At 66.5% G+C, this 18747-nt stretch carries 18 protein-coding genes; 8 read left to right on the forward strand and 10 right to left on the reverse strand.

All coding sequences use genetic code 11. The features are described 5' to 3' along the window. Positions 1 to 44: 44 nt before the first annotated feature. Positions 45 to 1886 carry an SEC-C metal-binding domain-containing protein gene (locus tag NFH98_RS08005; protein WP_349622470.1) on the forward strand — a complete coding sequence of 614 codons (1842 nt, stop codon included), beginning with the start codon at positions 45 to 47 and terminating at the stop codon, positions 1884 to 1886. 215 nt (positions 1887 to 2101) lie between these two features. Here the strand turns inward: NFH98_RS08005 and NFH98_RS08010 are convergent, their stop codons facing one another. Then, positions 2102 to 3478 (reverse strand): AmpG family muropeptide MFS transporter, encoded by a 1377-nt coding sequence (locus NFH98_RS08010; RefSeq protein WP_253029410.1) that lies wholly within the window; start codon positions 3476 to 3478, stop codon positions 2102 to 2104. 215 nt (positions 3479 to 3693) lie between these two features. Here NFH98_RS08010 and rfaH point away from each other — a divergent pair, with 215 nt between their 5' ends. The 3 genes from rfaH to ccoM all read left to right on the forward strand — a co-directional run bounded on the left by rfaH (position 3694) and on the right by ccoM (position 5233). After that, the gene (gene rfaH, locus NFH98_RS08015) at positions 3694 to 4236 is read left to right on the forward strand and encodes a transcription/translation regulatory transformer protein RfaH (RefSeq protein ID WP_045994239.1); all 543 of its coding nucleotides are present in this window, start codon (positions 3694 to 3696) and stop codon (positions 4234 to 4236) included. Positions 4237 to 4258: 22 nt separating this feature from the next. Beyond that, positions 4259 to 4765 carry an FKBP-type peptidyl-prolyl cis-trans isomerase gene (locus NFH98_RS08020; protein WP_253029411.1) on the forward strand — a complete coding sequence of 169 codons (507 nt, stop codon included), beginning with the start codon at positions 4259 to 4261 and terminating at the stop codon, positions 4763 to 4765. Between the two features lie 354 nt (positions 4766 to 5119). Beyond that, complete coding sequence (gene ccoM / locus NFH98_RS08025) at positions 5120 to 5233, forward strand: cytochrome c oxidase subunit CcoM (protein ID WP_349622471.1); 114 nt, start codon at positions 5120 to 5122, stop codon at positions 5231 to 5233. Positions 5234 to 5400: 167 nt separating this feature from the next. On the opposite strand, the gene NFH98_RS08030 is transcribed toward ccoM, so the two are convergent. Beyond that, positions 5401 to 7122: a proline--tRNA ligase gene (locus NFH98_RS08030; protein WP_045994237.1), complete on the reverse strand. Its 1722-nt coding sequence runs from the start codon at positions 7120 to 7122 to the stop codon at positions 5401 to 5403. A gap of 305 nt (positions 7123 to 7427) precedes the next feature. Here NFH98_RS08030 and NFH98_RS08035 point away from each other — a divergent pair, with 305 nt between their 5' ends. Beyond that, complete coding sequence (locus tag NFH98_RS08035) at positions 7428 to 7913, forward strand: hypothetical protein (RefSeq protein WP_253029412.1); 486 nt, start codon at positions 7428 to 7430, stop codon at positions 7911 to 7913. A gap of 134 nt (positions 7914 to 8047) precedes the next feature. Here the strand turns inward: NFH98_RS08035 and NFH98_RS08040 are convergent, their stop codons facing one another. Then, on the reverse strand, positions 8048 to 9259 hold the full coding sequence (locus NFH98_RS08040; RefSeq protein WP_083970565.1) for a benzoate/H(+) symporter BenE family transporter: 1212 nt from the start codon (positions 9257 to 9259) through the stop codon (positions 8048 to 8050). 285 nt (positions 9260 to 9544) lie between these two features. Between NFH98_RS08040 and NFH98_RS08045 the strand changes: the two genes are divergently transcribed. After that, on the forward strand, positions 9545 to 10138 hold the full coding sequence (locus tag NFH98_RS08045) for a helix-turn-helix domain-containing protein (protein WP_349622472.1): 594 nt from the start codon (positions 9545 to 9547) through the stop codon (positions 10136 to 10138). 19 nt (positions 10139 to 10157) lie between these two features. Here NFH98_RS08045 and NFH98_RS08050 read toward each other — a convergent pair whose 3' ends face one another. The 6 genes from NFH98_RS08050 to NFH98_RS08075 form a co-directional block, all read right to left on the reverse strand. Then, the gene (locus NFH98_RS08050; protein ID WP_349622473.1) at positions 10158 to 11204 is read right to left on the reverse strand and encodes an N-acetylmuramoyl-L-alanine amidase; all 1047 of its coding nucleotides are present in this window, start codon (positions 11202 to 11204) and stop codon (positions 10158 to 10160) included. A gap of 20 nt (positions 11205 to 11224) precedes the next feature. Then, positions 11225 to 12031 (reverse strand): DUF3307 domain-containing protein, encoded by an 807-nt coding sequence (locus NFH98_RS08055; protein WP_349622474.1) that lies wholly within the window; start codon positions 12029 to 12031, stop codon positions 11225 to 11227. Further along, on the reverse strand, positions 12028 to 12660 hold the full coding sequence (locus tag NFH98_RS08060) for a hypothetical protein (RefSeq protein ID WP_286985064.1): 633 nt from the start codon (positions 12658 to 12660) through the stop codon (positions 12028 to 12030). The genes NFH98_RS08055 and NFH98_RS08060 overlap by 4 nt, the downstream gene beginning before the upstream one ends. Before the next feature lie 157 nt (positions 12661 to 12817). Next, positions 12818 to 13996: a vWA domain-containing protein gene (locus NFH98_RS08065; protein ID WP_349622475.1), complete on the reverse strand. Its 1179-nt coding sequence runs from the start codon at positions 13994 to 13996 to the stop codon at positions 12818 to 12820. Then, complete coding sequence (locus NFH98_RS08070) at positions 13996 to 14841, reverse strand: AAA family ATPase (protein WP_108132724.1); 846 nt, start codon at positions 14839 to 14841, stop codon at positions 13996 to 13998. The genes NFH98_RS08065 and NFH98_RS08070 overlap by 1 nt, the downstream gene beginning before the upstream one ends. A gap of 85 nt (positions 14842 to 14926) precedes the next feature. Continuing rightward, positions 14927 to 15844 (reverse strand): NAD(P)-dependent oxidoreductase, encoded by a 918-nt coding sequence (locus tag NFH98_RS08075; RefSeq protein WP_348815846.1) that lies wholly within the window; start codon positions 15842 to 15844, stop codon positions 14927 to 14929. Between the two features lie 164 nt (positions 15845 to 16008). On the opposite strand from NFH98_RS08075, the gene NFH98_RS08080 reads away from it, so the two are divergent. Further along, positions 16009 to 16725, forward strand: a complete 717-nt coding sequence (locus NFH98_RS08080) for a LysE family translocator (RefSeq protein ID WP_349622476.1) — start codon at positions 16009 to 16011, stop codon at positions 16723 to 16725. A 22-nt stretch (positions 16726 to 16747) separates the two neighbouring features. After that, entirely contained in the window at positions 16748 to 17545 is a 798-nt protein-coding gene (locus NFH98_RS08085; RefSeq protein ID WP_349622477.1) for a metallophosphoesterase, read from the forward strand. A 1-nt stretch (position 17546) separates the two neighbouring features. Here NFH98_RS08085 and NFH98_RS08090 read toward each other — a convergent pair whose 3' ends face one another. Beyond that, complete coding sequence (locus NFH98_RS08090) at positions 17547 to 18680, reverse strand: nucleoid-associated protein (protein ID WP_349622478.1); 1134 nt, start codon at positions 18678 to 18680, stop codon at positions 17547 to 17549. Between the last annotated feature and the right edge of the window lie 67 nt (positions 18681 to 18747).

The following is an 18747-nucleotide window of genomic DNA, read 5'->3' on the forward strand; positions in this document are numbered from 1 at the left end:
ATGCACTGTTAGACTGTGCCGTTTTCAATTTCGGGGAGATAGCGATGCTGGCGTTATGGGTGGATCAACTGCTGGGTTTTGCCGCGGGCGCCCTGGCAGCCATTCGGCAGGATGAACGCTATCCGAGCTTGATGAGCTGGGCGCGCGAGGAGGGGCCTGCCTGCGTGGGCGGTGACAAGGCCCTGGCCCAGGCGCTGGCTCCCGAACTGTGGTCCCAGACGCCCCTGGCACGTCTCGACTTCGCCTGTGAAACCCTGGCACGCCCTGGCCGCAACGAACCTTGCTGGTGCGACTCTGGACGCAAGATGAAGCAGTGCTGCGGCGCCGTCAGCCTGCCCGGTCACCTGCCGCCTCATCTGATGTGGATGCTGTCGCTGAGGGAGTGGAAAGGGGAGACGCTGAAGGCTGCCCTGGCCAGTGGTCGCGCCCCTGCCCAGGCGCTATTGGAGGCAGGGCTGATCGCCGCCGAATCGGGCCTGCGGGGACGTGCCCAGCAGATCCTCGAGTCACTGTTCGACAATGCCGACTGGGAGCGCCTGCCGGAACAGGCCGAGCCCGCCTTCGAGATCCTGCTGGACCTTTTCCAGGAGCGCGGTTTCCACCGCAAGCGCGAGGCGCTGCTGGACGAGGTGCTGGAGCGGGGGCCGATGTTCCTGCGTGGCGTGGCGCTGGAGCGGCTGTGTCTGATGCACCTGGACAACGACGATCTCGACAGTGCTCGCTCCGCCTTCGTGCGTGCCCAGCAGGCCCTTCCCGATTCGCCGACCCTGGCCTATATCGAGGCCATGCTGCTGCTCCACGAAGGTCACGACGAGGAAGCCATGGAGCGCTCGCGCTTCTGGCTACGGCGGCTGACCCGCCAGGGTGATCTCGACCCCGACCAGCTGCAGTTCCTGGCGGACCTGGCCGACAACCCCGGCGCCACCCTGGCCGATCAGCTGCTGTGCGCCGAAGAGGATCTCGGCGAGCCCCTGGTGGGCCTGCAGACCCTGCTGGCGGAGTTGCCACCGCCCCCGCCGATCAAGGTGGTGGAGGAAGACGGGCAGTTGCTGTATCGCTCCACGGCGCGGGAGGACACGCTGTTCGCCGCCTTCCAGGAGGGTTTCCAGGTCGACGTGGACCCGGATGCGCCGATGGGCTTTCTCGGAGATCCATGGTTCAATGCCGCAGCCTGGTTGCCGGCGCTGTGTGCCAACCCCGAACAGCTTGATTCACCGGCGGTGCTGCAGTCGGTGTCGCTGGCGCTGACCAGCCGTTTTGGCAGTCTGCCGTGGATGGCGCCGAGTCTGTTCGAGCCCCTGGCCGAGCGTCTCGAGCGCTGGCTTCTGCAGATTCGTCAGAGTGGCGACGGCGCCTTCCAGTGGGACCAGGAAGACAACGCTCAGCTGCTGCGGGCGGGGCTAGCACTGGTGGTGGGCATGGAACGTGGCTCCCGCCAGCACTCGCGGGAACTGGCCGAGTTGCTGCTGTCGCTGGACGAGCAGGACAGTCTGGGGCTGCGCGAGCTGGTGCTCGACCAGTTGCTGCGTGAAGGCCGCGACGACGAGGCGCTGGAGATCAGCCGCCAGGCCCTGGAGGTCGGCCCTGCCGATGACGAGACGCCGCTGCTGGGCATGTACATGGGGCAGGTGCTGGCGCTGTACCGACTGGGCCAGCTCGACGACGCGGCCCTGGCATTGGAAAGCGCCCAGCGCCACAACGCCCACGCGGTGGCGCTTCTCTGCAGCGACAACCCCAAACGTGGCGCCATCCCCGGCAATGGCCAGCTGGCCGAGCCCGGCACCCGCGCCGAGGCCTGGCAGTACCGTACCCTGATGCGCGATCAGTGGCGTAGCACACCGGGCGCGCTGGCCTGGCTGGAAGAGCGCAGCGGACGGCGCGGTTGATCGCAAGCCCTGTTCAAGGGCGTACTACAAGGCGGCTTCAGCAATGGGGGGGGATCGCTGCCTGCGCTGGATGACGGCTCCGGCTGAGCGTTGGGGCGCGTAGCGCCGAAGGTCTACTCAGACCCCCAGGTACGAGACCGAACGCTGAAGCACTATGGAAAAAGAGGGCCGACAACGTCGGCCCTCTTTTTGTGATGCACACTGCATCGATGGCGTCATGGCTTGTCGAGGCTGACGGGGTGTTTCCCTGGCTCGCGCACATGGTGTCGCCAGACCCACAGCGCCATCAGGATGGCCGGCACGCCCAGCGCTGAGGCCAGCACGAAGAAGCTCGGGTAGCCCATTCCCTCCACCACCAGCCCGCCAAAGCCTGACAGGAACTTTCCGGGCAGCGTCATCAACGACGAGAACAGGGCGTACTGGGTGGCCGTGTAGGCCCGCGAGGTCAGGCTCGACAGGAAGGCGATGAACACCGCGCTTGCCAGGCCATTGCTGAGGTTGTCGCCGACGATAGTGAGCACCAGCAGCGAGTGCTGGGCGCCACTGAGCGCCAGCCAGGCGAACATCAGGTTGGTCAGCACGGTGGCCGTAGCGCCGAGCACCAGGATGCGTCCGATGCCGTAGCGCACCACCAGCACCCCGCCGACTAGCCCGCCGAGGAGACTCATGATGACGCCGAACACCTTGGTCACGGTGGCGATGGTGTCGAGGCTGAAGCCCAGGTCGACGTACAGCGGATAGGCCATCGAGGCCATCGCCAGGTCGCTGATGCGATAGATGCCGATAAACAGCAAAAGTCCCAGTGCGCCCAGACCGAAGCGCCCGAAGAAGTCGAGAAAGGGGCAGACCACGGAGCCGATCAACCAGGCGCCGGTGCGCCGGACCCATGCGGGCCGGCCGCGGCTGGCGCGCAGGAAGGCACGCACCCGGGGCTCCTTGGCCAGGCGACTGGCCAGCGGTTGGCGCGGCGGCTCGGGACGCAGCAGTACGGTGATCATGCCCACCGCCGTCAGTGCCGCCATGCACTGGTAGGACACCTGCCAGGAGAAGGCCGACGCCAGATACAGCGCCCCTGCACCGGCCATGATCAGGCCGCCGCGATAGCCGATGATGTAGGTGGACGCCATCGCCGCCTGGACCTCGTCCTCGGCCGACTCGATACGAAAGGCGTCGATGGCGATGTCCTGGGTAGCCGAGCCGAAGGCCACCATCAGCGCAAACAGCGCCACCGCGCCGAGCTGGGAGGCCGGGTCCAGCGACGAAAGGCCCAGCAGGCCGCCCATGATCAGCGCCTGGCCGGCAAGCATCCAGCTGCGCCGCTGGCCCAGCAGGCTGGTCAGCAGCGGCAGGCGGAAGGCGTCCACCACCGGTGCCCAGAAGAACTTTATCGAGTACAGCAGTCCAATCCACGAGAAGAAACCGATGGCGGCAACCTCGACCCCGCTGGTACGCAGCCAGGTGGTCAGGGTGGAGAACACCAGCAGAAAGGGAAGGCCCGCAGAAAAGCCCAGAAACAGCATGGCCAGCACGGGTAGTCGCAGGTAGACGCGCAGGGCGTCGACCCAGGGATGCTGGCCGGACGAGGTGGGCATGGATAGCCTCCTTGCAGTTGGTCGGCCACAGGCCGCCTTCCGAATGGTAAAATGCGCGCAACATCTCGGTGCGGCTCGACGAATTGTTGCAAAGCCGCAGGGGCGATACCAGCGGTGATCATCAAGGGTCGTCGGCAACGCACCGGGAACCGCGTCAATGACAGGCGATACTGCCGGCTTGGTGGCTGGTGGTGGTTGAGTCTGGAAGGAGTCACATGAGTCACAGCAATATCGAGGCGGGCCTGGGGGGCGATGCCACCCCGCGCTGGTACGTGGTCCAGTGCAAGGGCGGAGAGTCGTTCCGGGCCGCCGAGCATCTGGCCAACCAGGGATACGAGCTCTTTCATCCAGTGCTGGAGGTGCAGAAGAAGCGCCGCAACAAGCTGACCTGGGTCGAGGAGCCGCTGTTCCCCTACTATCTGTTTCTGCGGCTCGACCAGGTCGAGAGCAACTGGCGCCCGATTCGCTCGACCCGCGGAGTGTTGAAGATCGTGACCTTCGGGCTGTCGATGCCGGTGCCGGTCAGCGATGAGCTGATCGACCTGCTGCGCCAGCACGGCGAAGCCAAGGACGACGATCCTGGCCAGCTTTACTTCCGGGCCGGAGAGTCGGTGGAGATCACCGACGGCCCCTTCAAGGACCTCAAGGCGGTATTCGAGAGCCACAAGGGCGAAGAGCGGGCGATCGTGCTGCTCAACATGCTGCATCGCCAGCAGCGCCTGGAAATGCCCGTCGCCGCGCTCAAGCGCCAGGACTGATGTCGACCCCAAGGAGCCCGAGATGAGAGTTTCTCCCCAGTGTGTGGTGCGTCTGCACTATGTCCTGAGCAACCAGCAGGGCGACGTCCTGGACGATTCCTGGAAGCGCGATGAGCCGCTGGAGTATCTGCACGGCCACGGCAACCTGATGGAAGGCCTCGAGCGCGCCCTGGTCGACGCCGAGGTCGGCAGCCGCCTCAGCGTCACCCTGTCCCCGGCCGAGGCCTATGGACTGCGCGACGAGTCGCTGGTGCGCGAGGTGGGACGCCAGGCCTTTCCCGGTACCGATCTGCGCCCCGGCATGTGCTTCCAGACCCCCGGCGATGCCGGCCCACAGATCGTCAGCGTGGTAGAGGTCAAGGGGGACAGCGTGGTGGTGGACACCAACCATCCCCTGGCCGGGGAGACCCTGTCGTATCGCCTTGAGGTGCTCGAAATTCGCCAGGCCACCCGCGCCGAACTGGCCAAGGGGCACCCGCTGCCGCCCGGCACCGAGGCCTCCGAGGTGGAGGACCGCAAGGTCCTCTAGGCTCAGTCCGAAAAGTCGACGAGCGAAGGTTAGACAAGGCAAAAATCGGTGAGAAAGCGCAGTTTACGTGGTGTAAATGAGCATTTTGACCGGGCTGGCGCACCAGACGATTTTTAACGCCGCATTACCGAGCGCAGACACTTTTCAGACAAGCCCTAGGGTCCCGGCAGTGGTAGCTGGAGGCGCTTTCGCTGAAAGGGTGCCACAGACGACGAAAAAGCCGCCTGTTGAAGGCGGCTTTTTCGTCGTCATGGCGGGCCGATGTCTCGCGGTCACCCTTGACGCAGGTCAGCACAATTCAAGGGCCGAGCGGGTACCATGAATTCATCGACACAGAGACAGGAGGACAGCGCCATGTACGTCGACAACGCCGTCATTTTCGGGCTGGGTGCCGTCGCTCTCTCTGTGGCCTTCATGGCCGGCTGGATCGCTATTATCATCCGCGACGCTCACCGTCGCAAGCGATAGTCGTCAACCAGCGTCAGGGGAGGGGGAGTCATCCCCCTTTTTCAACCGACCCTTCGGGGTCGGTTTTTTTTTTTTTGCTTTATTGCACCTGAGCGCACCTGATCTCGCCTGAATTCCATCCGCCTGCCAGGCGCGCCGCGACAAGCCGCGGCGCGCCACGCGGGGCCTTAAAGGGCGATGCGCTGCTTGAGGAACTCGACGATCTCGTCGGCGGGCACCATGGTGGCCTCGCTGTCACGGCGACCCTTGTACTCGAGCTCACCCTTGTCGAGGCTGCGATCGCCCACCACCAGTCGATGGGGCAGGCCCATCAGTTCCTGATCGGCGAAGCGCACGCCGGGACGCAGATCACGATCATCCAGCAGCACGTCGAAGCCGGCGGCGCTGAGTTCGTCGTGCAGGCGCTCGCTGGTCTCGCGCACGCGCTGGGACTTGTGGGCGTTCATCGGCACGATGGCGATATGGAAGGGGGCGATGGCGTCGGGCCAGATGATCCCGCCCTGGTCGTGGTTCTGCTCGATGGCAGAGGCCACCACGCGGGTGATGCCGATGCCGTAGCAGCCCATCCAGGGGTGAACCGCCTTGCCTTCGTCGCCCAGCACGGTGGCATTCATCGCCTCGCTGTACTTGCGACCGAGCTGGAACACGTGGCCTACCTCGATGCCGCGCTTGATCGACAGCACGCCCTTGCCGTCGGGTGACGGGTCACCCTCGACCACGTTACGCAGGTCGGCGACCTTGGGCAGGGCCACGTCGCGCTCCCAGTTGATGCCGAAGTAGTGCTTGCCGTCGACGTTGGCACCGGCGCCGAAGTCGCTCATCAGCGCCACGCTGCGATCGATGACGATCGGCATCTCGAGCCCCACCGGGCCCAGCGAGCCGGGGCCGGCGCCCACGGCGGCGCGGATCTCTTCTTCGCTGGCCATGGTCAGCGGCGTCGCCACCTCCTCGAGGTGCTCGGCCTTGACCTCGTTGAGTTCATGATCACCGCGCACCAGCAGCGCCACCAGGCCGCCCTCGTGGCCGTGCACCATCAGGGTCTTGATGGTCTTCTCGATGGGCAGGCCGTGCTGCTCGACCAGGGTGGCGATGGTCTTGGCATTGGGGGTGTCGACCAGCCTCAGCTCCTCGGCGGGCTCGGCGCGGCGGGCATCGCTGTCCAGGGGCGCAGGCAGGGCCTCGGCCTTTTCCATGTTGGCGGCGTAGTCGGACTCGGTGGAGAAGACGATATCGTCCTCGCCGGAGTCGGCCAGTACGTGGAATTCGTGGGAGCCGGTACCGCCGATGGAGCCGTTGTCGGCGATCACCGGACGGAAGTCGAGACCCAGGCGAGTGAAGATGCGCACGTAGGCGTCGTACATCTTCTGGTAGGTGTCCTTGAGCGAGGCCTCGTCCAGGTGGAAGGAGTAGGCGTCCTTCATGATGAACTCACGCGAGCGCATGACCCCGAAGCGCGGACGGATCTCGTCACGGAACTTGGTCTGGATCTGGTAGAAGTTGGCCGGCAGCTGCTTGTAGCTGGCGATCTCCTTGCGTACCAGGTCGGTGATCACCTCTTCGTGGGTCGGGCCGACGCAGTAGTCACGCTGGTGTCGATCCTTCAGGCGCAGCAGTTCCGGACCGTACTGCTCCCAGCGGCCCGACTCCTGCCACAGCTCGGCCGGCTGCACCGCCGGCATCAGCAGCTCCTGGGCGCCGGCACGGTCCATCTCTTCGCGCACGATACGCTCCACCTTGCGCAGGGTGCGAAGGCCCAGCGGCAGCCAGGTGTACAGGCCGGAGGTGAGGCGGCGAATCATGCCCGCGCGCAGCATCAGCTGGTGGCTGATGACCTCGGCGTCGGCAGGAGTTTCCTTCAGGGTACTGATCAGAAGTTCGGTGGCGCGCATGGGTCCGCAGGTTCCTTCACATCGAGTCTGGTAAGCGCTGGAGGCGAGCAGGACAGCAGGCTGTCCCGTCGATGGCCGTCGAGGGGCATCCTCGGCGACTCGCATCCGGCCATGAAAGTGACGTGCATTGTACGGGGAAGGCGTCATGCCGGCAAAAGCAACCGCCACCGTTGGTGGCGACAAGGAGCGAAGGGTGGCGAACGTGGTAGGATGCGCATGAGTTTTATCATGCTGGGCAGCGGTCGAGTCGTTGTCGGCACCGCTTTCCGTCATTTATGCCAGATTACTGCAAGAGGAAGTTGTTCATGCTGCGTCCGCCCCGTCTGCTTACCGGCCTGGTGCTTGCCACCACCCTGACCTCGCTCGTCGGCTGCGGTACCGTCTTTCATCCCGAACGCAAGGGGCAGATCAGTGGTCGCATCGACCCGGTGGTGGCGGTGGCCAACGGCGTCGGCCTGCTGTTCTTTATCGTGCCCGGGGTGATCGCCTACGCGGTGGACTTCTCCAACGGCACCATCTACCTGCCGGGCACGGGCTCCGCCAGCGTCGATTCTCTGCCCATGGGCGAGGGGCGTGATCTGGCGAGCCTCGAGCGGCTGGTCAGCGAACGTGTCGGTACCGAGGTCAAGCTGAGCGACGAGCTGGTGCGTGTCGAGCAGGTCGAGAGCCTGGATGAGGCCCTGGCCATGGTGCGCATGGCCAGTGACGAGGCGACCCACGCTGGCCGTGGTTTGCCAGCCCGTGCCTTGCCAGCCAGTGCCTCGCCCGACAGCGTGTCGCTGGACGGCTGAGATCGATCACGCCGGGTGCGCCCACAGCACCCGGCGGTTGCTCCTGTGGTTCTTCCCTTGTCTTGTGGTTCTTCCATCGCCGCCTGAGCGGCCGCCCCCGCAGCATCCTTCCCGCAATCTCTACCGCCCCCGACTCAGCGCCTGCGCTGCAGTCTCAGCACGATCAGCCCCGCCACCAGGCCCCAGAAGGCCGAGCCGATGCCCGCCAGGGTCAATGGCGATGCGGTGATGGCGAAGGTGACCAGCACCGCGTCCAGGTTGTCGCCGTCGCTGAAGGCGGTACGTAGCGCACCGCCCAGGGTGGCCATCAGCGCAAGTCCCGCCACCACCGCGATCATGGCGCTGGGCAGGGCGTCGAACAACGACGCCACCGTCGCCCCCAGGGCGCCCAGCAGCAGATAGCCCATTCCCGCCGCAATGCCGGCGGTGTAGCGTCGCCCAGGCTCGCGGTGGGCCTCTTCGCCAAGGCAGGGGGCCGCGCTGATCGCCGCCATGTTGACGCCGTGGCCACCGAAGGGTGCCATCAGCAGCGACGCCAGGCCGGTGGCCCCCAGGCTTGCCGCCACCGGCGGCGTAAAGCCCGCGCTTCTGACCATGGCGAACCCCGGCAGGTTCTGGGTGGTCAGGGTGACCGCGAACAGCGGTATGCCGATACCCAGGCACACCACAGGATCGAAGGCCGGGGTCACCCAGGCAGGACGGGTCAGACTCACGGCAACACCCGCCAGACTCAAGTCGCCGCGGCCCAGGCACAGCGCCACCCCCGCGGCCAGGACCGTGACGATGGCCAGGCGTGGCGCCAGGCGGCGGCACAGCATCCATACACCCAGCAGAGCCAGCGGCAGCCAGGGGTCTGTCTGCACGGTGGTGAAGACTTCCAGCACGAAGGGCAACAGGATGCCGGCCAGCATGGCCGAGGCGATCGACGCCGGCACCACCGCCATGATGCGCTCGACCAGGCCGCTGGCGGCGACGGCGAGCATCAGCAGCGATGACAGCAGGAAGGCACCGACGGCCTGGTCGAAGGGCACGCCGGGCAACTGGGTCACCAGCAACGCCGCCCCGGGCGTCGACCAGGCGGTCAGCAGCGGCATGCGATAGCGCCAGGACAGCCCCAGCGATGTCACACCCATGCCGATGCCCAGGGCCCACATCCAGGAGCCGATCTGGGCCTGATCGATAGCGGCGGCCTGGGCCGCCTGGAAGATGATCGCGGCGGAACTGGCGTAGCCGATCAAGACCGCGGCGAACCCGGCGGCCAGCGTGGAGGGATGAAGGTCGTCGAGCATCTTCGGGCGATGCGTCTGGCCAGCCTTGGCGGCCAGTGAACTTGGCGAAGCTTTCATGAGACGGTCCAGAAAAAGCCAGGGAAACCGCGGAGCGGGTACATTGGAGTTTGTGCGTTATAACGTCCAAGGCTAGCAGTGGACGTTATAACGCACAAGCATGCTGAAGTGAGAGAAGAGAGAAGAGAGAAGAGACGAGAGACGAGGAACAAGAGAAGAGGAACAAGAGAAGACGAACAAGAGGCAGGAGTCGTGGCGCGTGAGGTGTGGTGTGCTGACCGCAAGCGACGGCGGGCCAGCGGCGTAAACCTTGCGTATACTGGGCCGACCTTTCTGGAGGCCGCCATGCAGGATATTGCCGACCATATCGCCACCACCCTGAAGGGACTGCGCCAGGCTCAGGGCTGGAGTCTCGAGCGTGCCGCTCGCGAAACCGGCGTCAGCAAGGCCATGCTCGGCCAGATCGAGCGTGGCGAGTCGAGTCCCACCGTCGCCACGCTATGGCGTATCGCCAGCGGCTTTCGGGTCAGCTTCTCGTCGCTGTTCGGGAGCCCGACACGGGCCATGGACGGCCCCCTGGAAGAACGGCGCGTGAGTATCGACGATTCGGTATGGGGCAGGGACAGCGCCGGCATGCGCGCCAAGCTGCTGTTTCCCTATGATCCCATGCTGGGTTTCGAGATGTTCGAGATCGAGCTGGCCGAAGGCGCCGAGAGCGCTTCGAGTCCCCATGCGCCGGGGGTGGTGGAGCATCTGGTGGTGGTGGAGGGCGAGCTGGTGCTGGTGATCGACGACGACTGGCATCTGTTGAAGGCGGGGGAGGGGCTGCGCTTCTTCGCCGATCGTCCCCACCTGATGCGCAATGAGGGGCCGGGGACGCTGCGCTTTCACGATGTGATCCACTATCTACCCGGTGCCGCCAGCGACGGTTCCGGTTGAAGCTCGTCCCGTCACGTCGTCAGAGTGCTTTCCGTTGCGCTCCTTGTTCCCATTGCTCCAGCGCCTCGGGTCGATAGCGCTCGAGCAGGGCCCATAGCCTTGCCGCGCTGTCGGCGTCTGGCTGGCCATCGAAGTTCGCCGGTCGAAAGTGCAGTTGGAAGGCCCGCAGGGTGGCGCGACTGGCGTCATCCCACACGCCACTGGCTTCGATCCCGTAGCCCCAGGCGGCCAGCGCCCGCTGCCATTCGATCAGCGCCGGTGGTTCACGCTCGAAGCGGCTGCGGTAGTGGGCGACGCGCGGGGCCTCGGGCCAGGCGCCGATGCCGGCCTCGTGAAGCTTGCGCCAGGGAAAGGCCGGCCCCGGGTCGAGCTTGCGCAGCGGTGCCACGTCGGAGTGCGCCAGCACGTGCTCCGGGGCGATCCGGTGACGCTCGATGATATCCCGGGCCAGCGGAATCAAGGCGTTGAGCTGGTCATCGGGGTAGCTTGCCCAGCGCACCGGGCCCTCGGGGGCATCTAGCTCGCTGCCGACCCAGGGGCGATCGGGCCCCTGGTTGACGATCTCGATGCCGATGGAGGTGTCGTTGAGCCCCACGCGATTGCCCCAGCGGCTGGCGCCGGCGTGCCAGGCACGGCGGCTCTCGGGCACGAGCTGGAACACCACCGGGGTATTCTGCAGGCGGCGTGTGGGCAGCGGCACCAGGTAGTGGCTCGATACCCGGGGCCCGGTCAGGGCGCGCAGGGAGTCGGCCTGGTTCTCGTCGGTGTAGTGCAGGATCAGAAAGTGCACGCGGCTATTGTGGCCTCGGGCCGGATGGCGATGGTCCACCACATAGCCGTCGCGCGGCTCCAGGGCGGGGCCCCGCTGGATCAGCGCTTCGGTGGCCAGGCCGCCGGCAAGGTCGCAGCCGGCAAGCCCCAGCAGCGACACCAGCAGGGTACCGGCGATCAGCCCAGGCCTGCGTCGATCGCGGAGATGCCCCGGCGGAGTCACAAAGGCCGTGGCGTTTTTCCTTGTCCACTTCCCTGTCCACCCGGTCAGCCACCTGGTCAGCCACCTTGTCATGCACTTTGGCATCCGTTCTGTCATCCGCTTTGGCCTCCGAGCCACAGTCGCACCAGCAGGCCAAGCACCAGGGTGCTGGTGACGCTGGCCAGGGTTCCCAGCAGCACATACTCGGTCAACTTGCGGTCTCGGCTCTCCTTCAGGTCACCAAAACGCAGCACGGACTTGGCCGCCAGCAGAAAGCCGACGGCGGTGAGTTGGTCGAGCAGGGTCAGGGTCAGTACCAGCAGGCGCTCGAGGATGCCGATGCGGGCGCCGGCCCGGTCCAGCGTACCGGGTGCCTTGAGTTGTCGAGCCAGGGGGGCCATGGCCAGGGCGATGGCGACCGCCATGGGCCGGGTGACCAGCAGATAGGCGAGCAGCAGGAGCAGCGAGGACGGTGTACTCAGGTGTGCAAGCATCGCTGTCAGTGGCGACAGGCTACCGACGAGCCACAGCCACACCACCACGATGGTCGCGCCGTGCAGGCCCTGGTCGAGCATGAACAGGCTAAGTTGCCGGGTGGGCCAGCGTCGCGTCGCCTTGGTCTTGGCGGCGTCGATCGTCCAGTGGGCGAGCCCCAGCATCATGGCCGCCAAGGTGGCGTCGATGCCGTCGTCGATACCGGCGACAGACCGCAAGGCGCACAGCGCAAGCCAGGCAAGGACGGCATGCACCAGAGCATGCAGTACCAGACTGGGACTGCGTATGCCGCGGGCCTGTCTATCCGCTACCCAGCGGTCCGGTTGCAGCACGAAGTCGCCAAGCAGGTGCGCCAGCAGCAGGGCCAGTAGAAGCGACAGCGACGACGATGACGCTGGTGCGAGATCCAGGACCAGAGTGTTCATGTGCGCTCCTGCGCCGCCGACGCCAGACAGGCCAGGGTATCGCTCAGCAGTGCCCAACGGGCGGTCTTCAGGCGCTTGTGGACACTGGGCTGGCGGATGCCCAGTCGGCCGGCCATCTCGGCCTGGGTCAGCTCGGGCTCGGCCAGGCTGAGGGCCACCACCTGGGCGGAGGGGCTGGACCAGGCGTCGATCATCTCGTCGAGATAGCGTATCAGCAGCGACTCGGCGGTGGTCTCGGACGGGTCGAAGCCAAGGTGAGCGCCATTGGCGGACAGACCGTCCAGGGCCTGCCCTGAGGCCATGAAGGGGGGATCATCGGCGTCGGCCAGGGGGGCGCCCGGGACCCAGCCCGCCGGGCCCCGGGCGACGGCGACACGAGCGTCCCAGCGTTCGTGGGCTGGGCTCTGGCCGATCAGGCTGGCGCGCAATGCCACCGCCGCCTCAAGGCCCCGGTCGCCCTGGCGGATGGCCAGTTGGAAGCCATCGCCACGAAAGCGGTGGAAGTCGCCGTCGTGGCGTCTGGCCAGGGCCTCGAGGGTGTCATCGAGGCAGCGGTAGAGGGCCTCGCGATCACGTTGACGAGAGGCAATCAGGTCGCCGGTGAGTACAGCGATGATGGGATCGGACATGACGCGGATGGCTCCGTGGTGAGCGCGGATAGCGCTAGAGACCTATTACGCCTATTTATAGCTCTTTTAGGCTATTTTCTCACGAAATTGCCTGATGTGGTTATTGCGGGCGACGGCGAGGTGGTGCCAACTGTCCGGTCCCCCAGCAACACTATGGTCATCGCGCCAGTTCGCGCATCGCTTCATCCAGTCCCTCCAGCGTCATGGGATACATGCGCTCGTGGATCAGCTCGCGAATCAGCCGGGTCGAAGGAGTGTACTCCCAATAGCGCGGCGGGTTGGGGTTGAGCCAGACCAGTCGCGGGTAGCGCTCGGCCAGGCGCCTGAGCCAGACCCCGCCCGGTTCCTCGTTGAAGTGCTCCACGCTGCCGCCGGGGTGGGTGATCTCGTAGGGCGACATCGACGCATCGCCGACCACCACCACCTGATAGTCGGCACCGTAGGTGCGCATCAACTCCCAGGTCGAGAAGCGCTCCTTGTGGCGACGGGCGTTGTTGCGCCAGACGCCCTCGTAGAGGCAGTTGTGGAAGTAGAAGTGCTCCAGGTGCTTGAACTCGGAGCGCGCCGCCGAGAACAGCTCCTCGCAGACGCGGATGTGGTCGTCCATGGACCCGCCCACGTCGAGGAACAGCAGCACCTTGACCGCGTTGTGACGCGGCGGGCGCATGCGCAGGTTGAGCAGGCCGGCGTCGCGTGCGGTATCGCGGATGGTGGCGTCGATGTCGAATTCCTCGAGCACCCCCTGGCGGGCGAAGCGACGCAGGCGACGCAGCGCCATCTTGATGTTGCGCGGCCCCAGCGCCTGGTCGTCGTCGTAGTCGCGAAAGCGCCGCTCGTCCCAGACCTTGACCGCACGCCGATGGCGCGAGCCATCCTGGCCGATGCGTACGCCCTCGGGATTGTAGCCGTAGGCGCCGAAGGGGCTGGTGCCGCCGGTGCCGATCCACTTGCTGCCGCCGGCGTGGCGCTCCTTCTGCTCGGCCAGGCGTTGCTTGAAGGTCTCGATCAGCTTCTCGAGCCCACCCAGCGACTGGATCTGCGCCTTCTCCTCGTCGCTGAGCTGACGCTCGAATTCACGGCGTAGCCAGTCGTCCGGGATCAACGCATCGATGGCCGCATCGAGGCCTTCCACCGACCCCATCCAGGCGGCAAAGGCGCGATCGAAACGGTCGAAGTGGCGCTCGTCCTTGACCATCACGGTACGCGCCAGCCGGTAGAAGTCGTCGATATCGGCGAATACTACGCCGGCCTCGACGGCGGCGTGCAGATCCAGCAGCTCGCGCAGCGAGACCGGCACCTGGTGACGGCGCAGGGTGTCGAATAGATCGAGAAACATCAGCGACCCTGACGCCGCACCATGAAGGCGAGGCGCTCCAGCAGAGCGGTATCCTGCTCGTTCTTGACCAGGGCGCCGGCCAGCGGCGGCAGGCTCTTGGCCGGATCACGCTGGCTCAGGGCCTCGCGGGCGACCTCATCGGCCATCAGCAGTTTCAGCCAGTCGACCAGTTCCGAGGTCGACGGGCGCTTCTTGAGCCCCGGCGCCTCGCGCAGCTCGAAGAACACCTCCAGCGCCTGGCTGACCAGCCGCGGCGCGATATCCGGGAAGTGCACAGCGACGATGCGCTCCATGGTGGCGCGGTCGGGAAACTCGATGTAGTGGAAGAAGCAGCGGCGCAGGAAGGCGTCGGGCAGCTCCTTCTCGTTGTTGGAGGTGATCACCACGATGGGCCGGTGACGGGCGCGAATGGTCTCTCCGGTCTCGTAGACGAAGAACTCCATGCGATCGAGTTCCTGCAGCAGGTCGTTGGGGAACTCGATGTCGGCCTTGTCGATCTCGTCGATCAACAGCACCACCCGTTCGTCGGCGGTGAAGGCTTCCCACAGCTTGCCCGGACGCAGGTAGTTGGCGACGTTGTCGACGCCTTCCACGCCAAGCTGGGAGTCGCGCAGGCGACTGACCGCGTCGTACTCGTAGAGCCCCTGGGCGGCCTTGGTGGTGGACTTGATGTGCCAGGTGACCAGCCGGGTGCCGAGCGAGGCGGCGAGCTCCTCGGCCAGCAAGGTCTTGCCGGTGCCCGGCTCACCCTTGATCAACAGCGGGCGCTTCAGCGTTACCGCGGCATTGACGGCCTGCTTGAGGGCATCCGTGGCGACGTAGGTGGAAGTCGAGTCAAACGCCATGGGCGAGGATCCTGAATAACGAAGTGGCAACGAAGTGATTTCAAACGAGTGTACGGTAGCCCCGTGGGCGGAACAATCCTCGGCGTCAGTGCTGGGCGTCGTCGTCTCGATACAGGCGAATCAGCGTTGCCGGGTCCTTTTCACCCTCGCCGCGGGCGAGCCGGCTGCGCATCAGCTGGGCGGCCAGGGCCGCCATGGGCGTGGCGCTGGACTGACGATGGCCCTGGGCGGTGGCCATGTCGACGTCCTTGAGCAGGGTGCGCAGGTGCCAGCTCGGCGCTTCGAAGTCGCGACTGGCCATGCGCGGGGTCAGCATGCGAAAGGGCGTCGAGTCGGCGAAGCCACCGGCCAGGGCGTCGGGCAAGCGACTGGCGTCGACCCCGCTGGCCTCGGCCAGCGCCACCATCTCGGCGATGGCCGCGGTGGTGCAGCCGACCAGTAGCTGATTGCACAGCTTGGTGACCTGGCCCGAGCCCACCGGGCCCATGTGGGTGATGCGTGAGGCCAGCGGGGCGAGGACCTCTCGGGCCGCCTCCACGTCCGCCGCGTCGCCGCCACACATGATCGCCAGGCTGCCCGCCTCGGCGCCGGCCACGCCGCCGGAGACCGGCGCATCCACCCAGCTCACGCCCGCCTCGCTGGCGGCCTGGGCCAGCTCCCGGGTGGCGGCGGGGTCGGCGCTGGTCATGTCGATGATGCGCTGTCCCGGTCGCGCCCGGGCGATGACGCCGTCGCTGCCGAGCATCACTTCGCGCAGCACCTCGGTATTGGCCACGCAGCTCAGGATCACGTCCACCTCCGCGGTCAGCTCGGCGACGTTGTCGGCCACCCGGGCACCGGTGTCGGCGGCCACCGCCTCGGCCTTGGCCCGGGTGCGGTTATACAGCGTCAACGGATGCCCGGCCTCGGCCAGCCGGCGGCTGAGTGGATCGCCCATCAGGCCGATACCGATAAAGCCGAGGCGAGGCAGCGCAGATGATGTGGTCGAGCGGGGAAGCGGCATGACGAACTCCTGTGCAGGGGCGGGTGGTCGTGACACCCCGGTTGGCCAGTGCCAGGGGGGGGCGTGAGTGGGGGGAAGCGTCTAGCATGCGTCAGTCGGTCGTGCTCCCTCAACTGATAGTGTGGACGCGCCCGGACGCGCGACCTAGTCTGGGGATTCACCCCATGCCCCCATCGGGGCGTCTGGCGTGTTCCTTTATTCGATACTCCACCTCTATCTCTATCCAGGCCAAGACCGCGATGCTCGAGTACTCCCTGGCCCACTGGGTCACGTTTCTGTCGGCGGCGCTGCTGCTCAACCTTTCCCCGGGGCCGGACATGGCCTACGTGCTGGGCCAGACCGCACGCCATGGCCGCCGTGGTGGCTTTGCCGCCATGTTCGGGGTGTGGAGCGGGGCGGGGCTGCACGTCGTCATGGCGGCGCTGGGTCTGTCGGCGATCCTCGCCACCTCGGCGCTGGCCTTCAGTCTGGTGAAGTGGCTGGGCGCCGCCTATCTGGTGTGGCTGGGGCTCAAGTCGCTGCTGGCGCGGGGGACAGAGGACGCCGCCACGGCGCCTGTGGTGCCTGCCAGCGGCGCCCGCATCTACCGCCAGGGAATCATGATCTCGCTGCTCAACCCCAAGGTCGCGATCTTCTTTCTGGCCTTCCTGCCCCAGTTCGTGGTGGCCGGGGCGGGACCCGTCAGCCTGCAGCTGGCGCTGCACGGGCTGGCCATCATCCTGGTGGCGGCCGTGGTCGAGCCTCCGCTGGTGATCGCCGGGGCCAGGCTGGCCAAGGCCCTGCGCGGCAGTCGCAGGCTTGGGCTATGGTGTGAACGAGGGCTGGGTGCCTTGTTCGTGGGATTGGGCGCGAGGCTGGCCCTGACCGAGCGTAACCTCTAGCCGGGAACCGGGAGGCGACACCATGCGCCTGAGAATACTGTCCGACCTGCACCTGGAACACTTCGACGGAGATCGCGAGCTACCGGAGATCGAAGCCGACGCGGTCATCCTGGCCGGGGATATCCACCTCGGGCTCAAGGGGCTCGAGTGGGCGGCCAGGCGCTTTGCGGATCAGTCGGTGATCTACGTGCCGGGCAATCACGAATTCTACAAGCACCGCATGGGCGCCCTGCGCCGGGAGATGGCCACACGGGCCGGGGAGCTTGGCATTCATCTGCTCGACAATGCGCGGCTGGAACTCGGCGGCGTGCGCTTTCTGGGCACGACACTGTGGACAGACTTCGCGCTCTACGACGAGCGTCCCGACCCGCAGGACATTCCCACCGAGACGCTGTCCGCAGCACTGCGACAGATGCCCGACTTCGCGGTCATCGAAGAACCCGAAGGTGAGGTCTTCTCGCCGGAACGCAGCGTCGAGCTGCACCGCCAGAACCGGGCCTGGCTGGAGACCGAGCTCGCCAGGCCGTTTGGCGGTGCCACGGTGGTGGTCAGCCACCACGCCCCCCTGGCCGAGTGCATTCCCGCCCACTATCAGGGCGACCCGCTGTCGCCGGCCTTCGCCTCGTGCCTCGAGTCGCTGATGGAGGGCGTGGCGCTGTGGGTCCACGGCCATGTCCACGACCCGGTGATGCTGACGGTGGGGGACGCCCGCGTGGTGGCCGTGCCCGGCGGCTATCCCGGCGAGCGCCCGGAGGATGACCTGCGCCTGGATCGTGTGGTCGAGGTCGAGAGCATGGCGTCGGAATCCCGGCAGGTGTGAACTAGCCGCCCTGGAGCTGTTCCTTGAGCTTGTTGGGCAGCTTCTTGATGATCAGCCGGTCGCGCTCTTCGTCGTACTCGATGCTGTTGCCGAGCAGATGGGAGTCGAAGCTGATCGAGACGCCCTCGGCGCGGCCGGTGAAGCGGCGGAACTGGTTCAGGGTACGCTTGTCCGGCGGAATCTCCGGCGACAGCCCGTAGTCGGCGTTGCGGATGTGCTCGTAGAAGGCCCGCGGCTTGTCGTCATCCACCAGCGCGGACAGCTCGTCCAGGGTCATGGCCTCACCACGGCTGGCCTGATCCTGGGCGTAGTCGATCAGCGCGTCGGTCTTCTCGCGGGAGGTCTCCTCGGCCATGTCCTCGCGCTCCACGTAGTCGCTGAACGCCTTGAGCAGGGTGCGGGTCTCGCTCTTCGGGTCGACCCCTTCGCTGGCGCCGAGCAGCGCCTGCAGGTCGTCCGCCAGCTTGCGCGCACCACGGTCGGCCAGCAGTGACAGGTACTGGCTCGACGGGCCGCCTTCCTGCCATTGGGTCAGGTTGAGGCGAAAGGCCAGCGACATCTGGCTGTGGTTGACCTGACCGGTAATGGCGACGCGGCCGTCGTCACCGATGACGAAGCCGTCACGATGGTGCACCAGCGCCAGAAACAGGTGACGGGTTTCGCCCTGGCGCTGGTCGGCGAGGATCAGGTGCCCACCGGTGGGCAGGTGGTCGTCGACCAGTGTCTTGATCGCTTCACCCAGAGACGCCGCGAGCGTCTGCAGGTCGCGTTCGTCCTGAAGGTAGGCCTTGAACTCGGCCGGGAAGCGGCTGGACGTGGCGACCGGGCCGGTGGTTTCCGCCGCGGCGTCGTCCCAGGGCGGGGCATCGTCAGCCGGGGGCTCGTCAGCCGGGGTCTCGTCAACAGGGGCATCGCTGGCGCCCACAGCGTCCTGCGCTACGTCGCTCACCGCGACAGTATGCTCATTGAGCCGTCCCCAGCGCTTGGCCTTGCCGTGGTAGGCATCGGTCAGGCGGGTGACCAGGCTGTCCAGGGCGTCACTGTCGGGATGCAGTTCGCTTGCGGGCACAAGGGTCGCCGGACTGTCGCTGGCGCTCTTCTCGAGGCGCTGGATGACACAGGCGGATATCGGCATGGGGACCTCGTGGGCAGGGGGCGGCGGCAGATGATAACGCAAGCGACAGGGTGGGTCGAAAGGGTCC

It is taken from the genome of Halomonas sp. H33-56 (genome assembly GCF_040147035.1).
In the GTDB taxonomy this organism is placed as follows: Bacteria; Pseudomonadota; Gammaproteobacteria; order Pseudomonadales; family Halomonadaceae; genus Halomonas; species Halomonas litopenaei.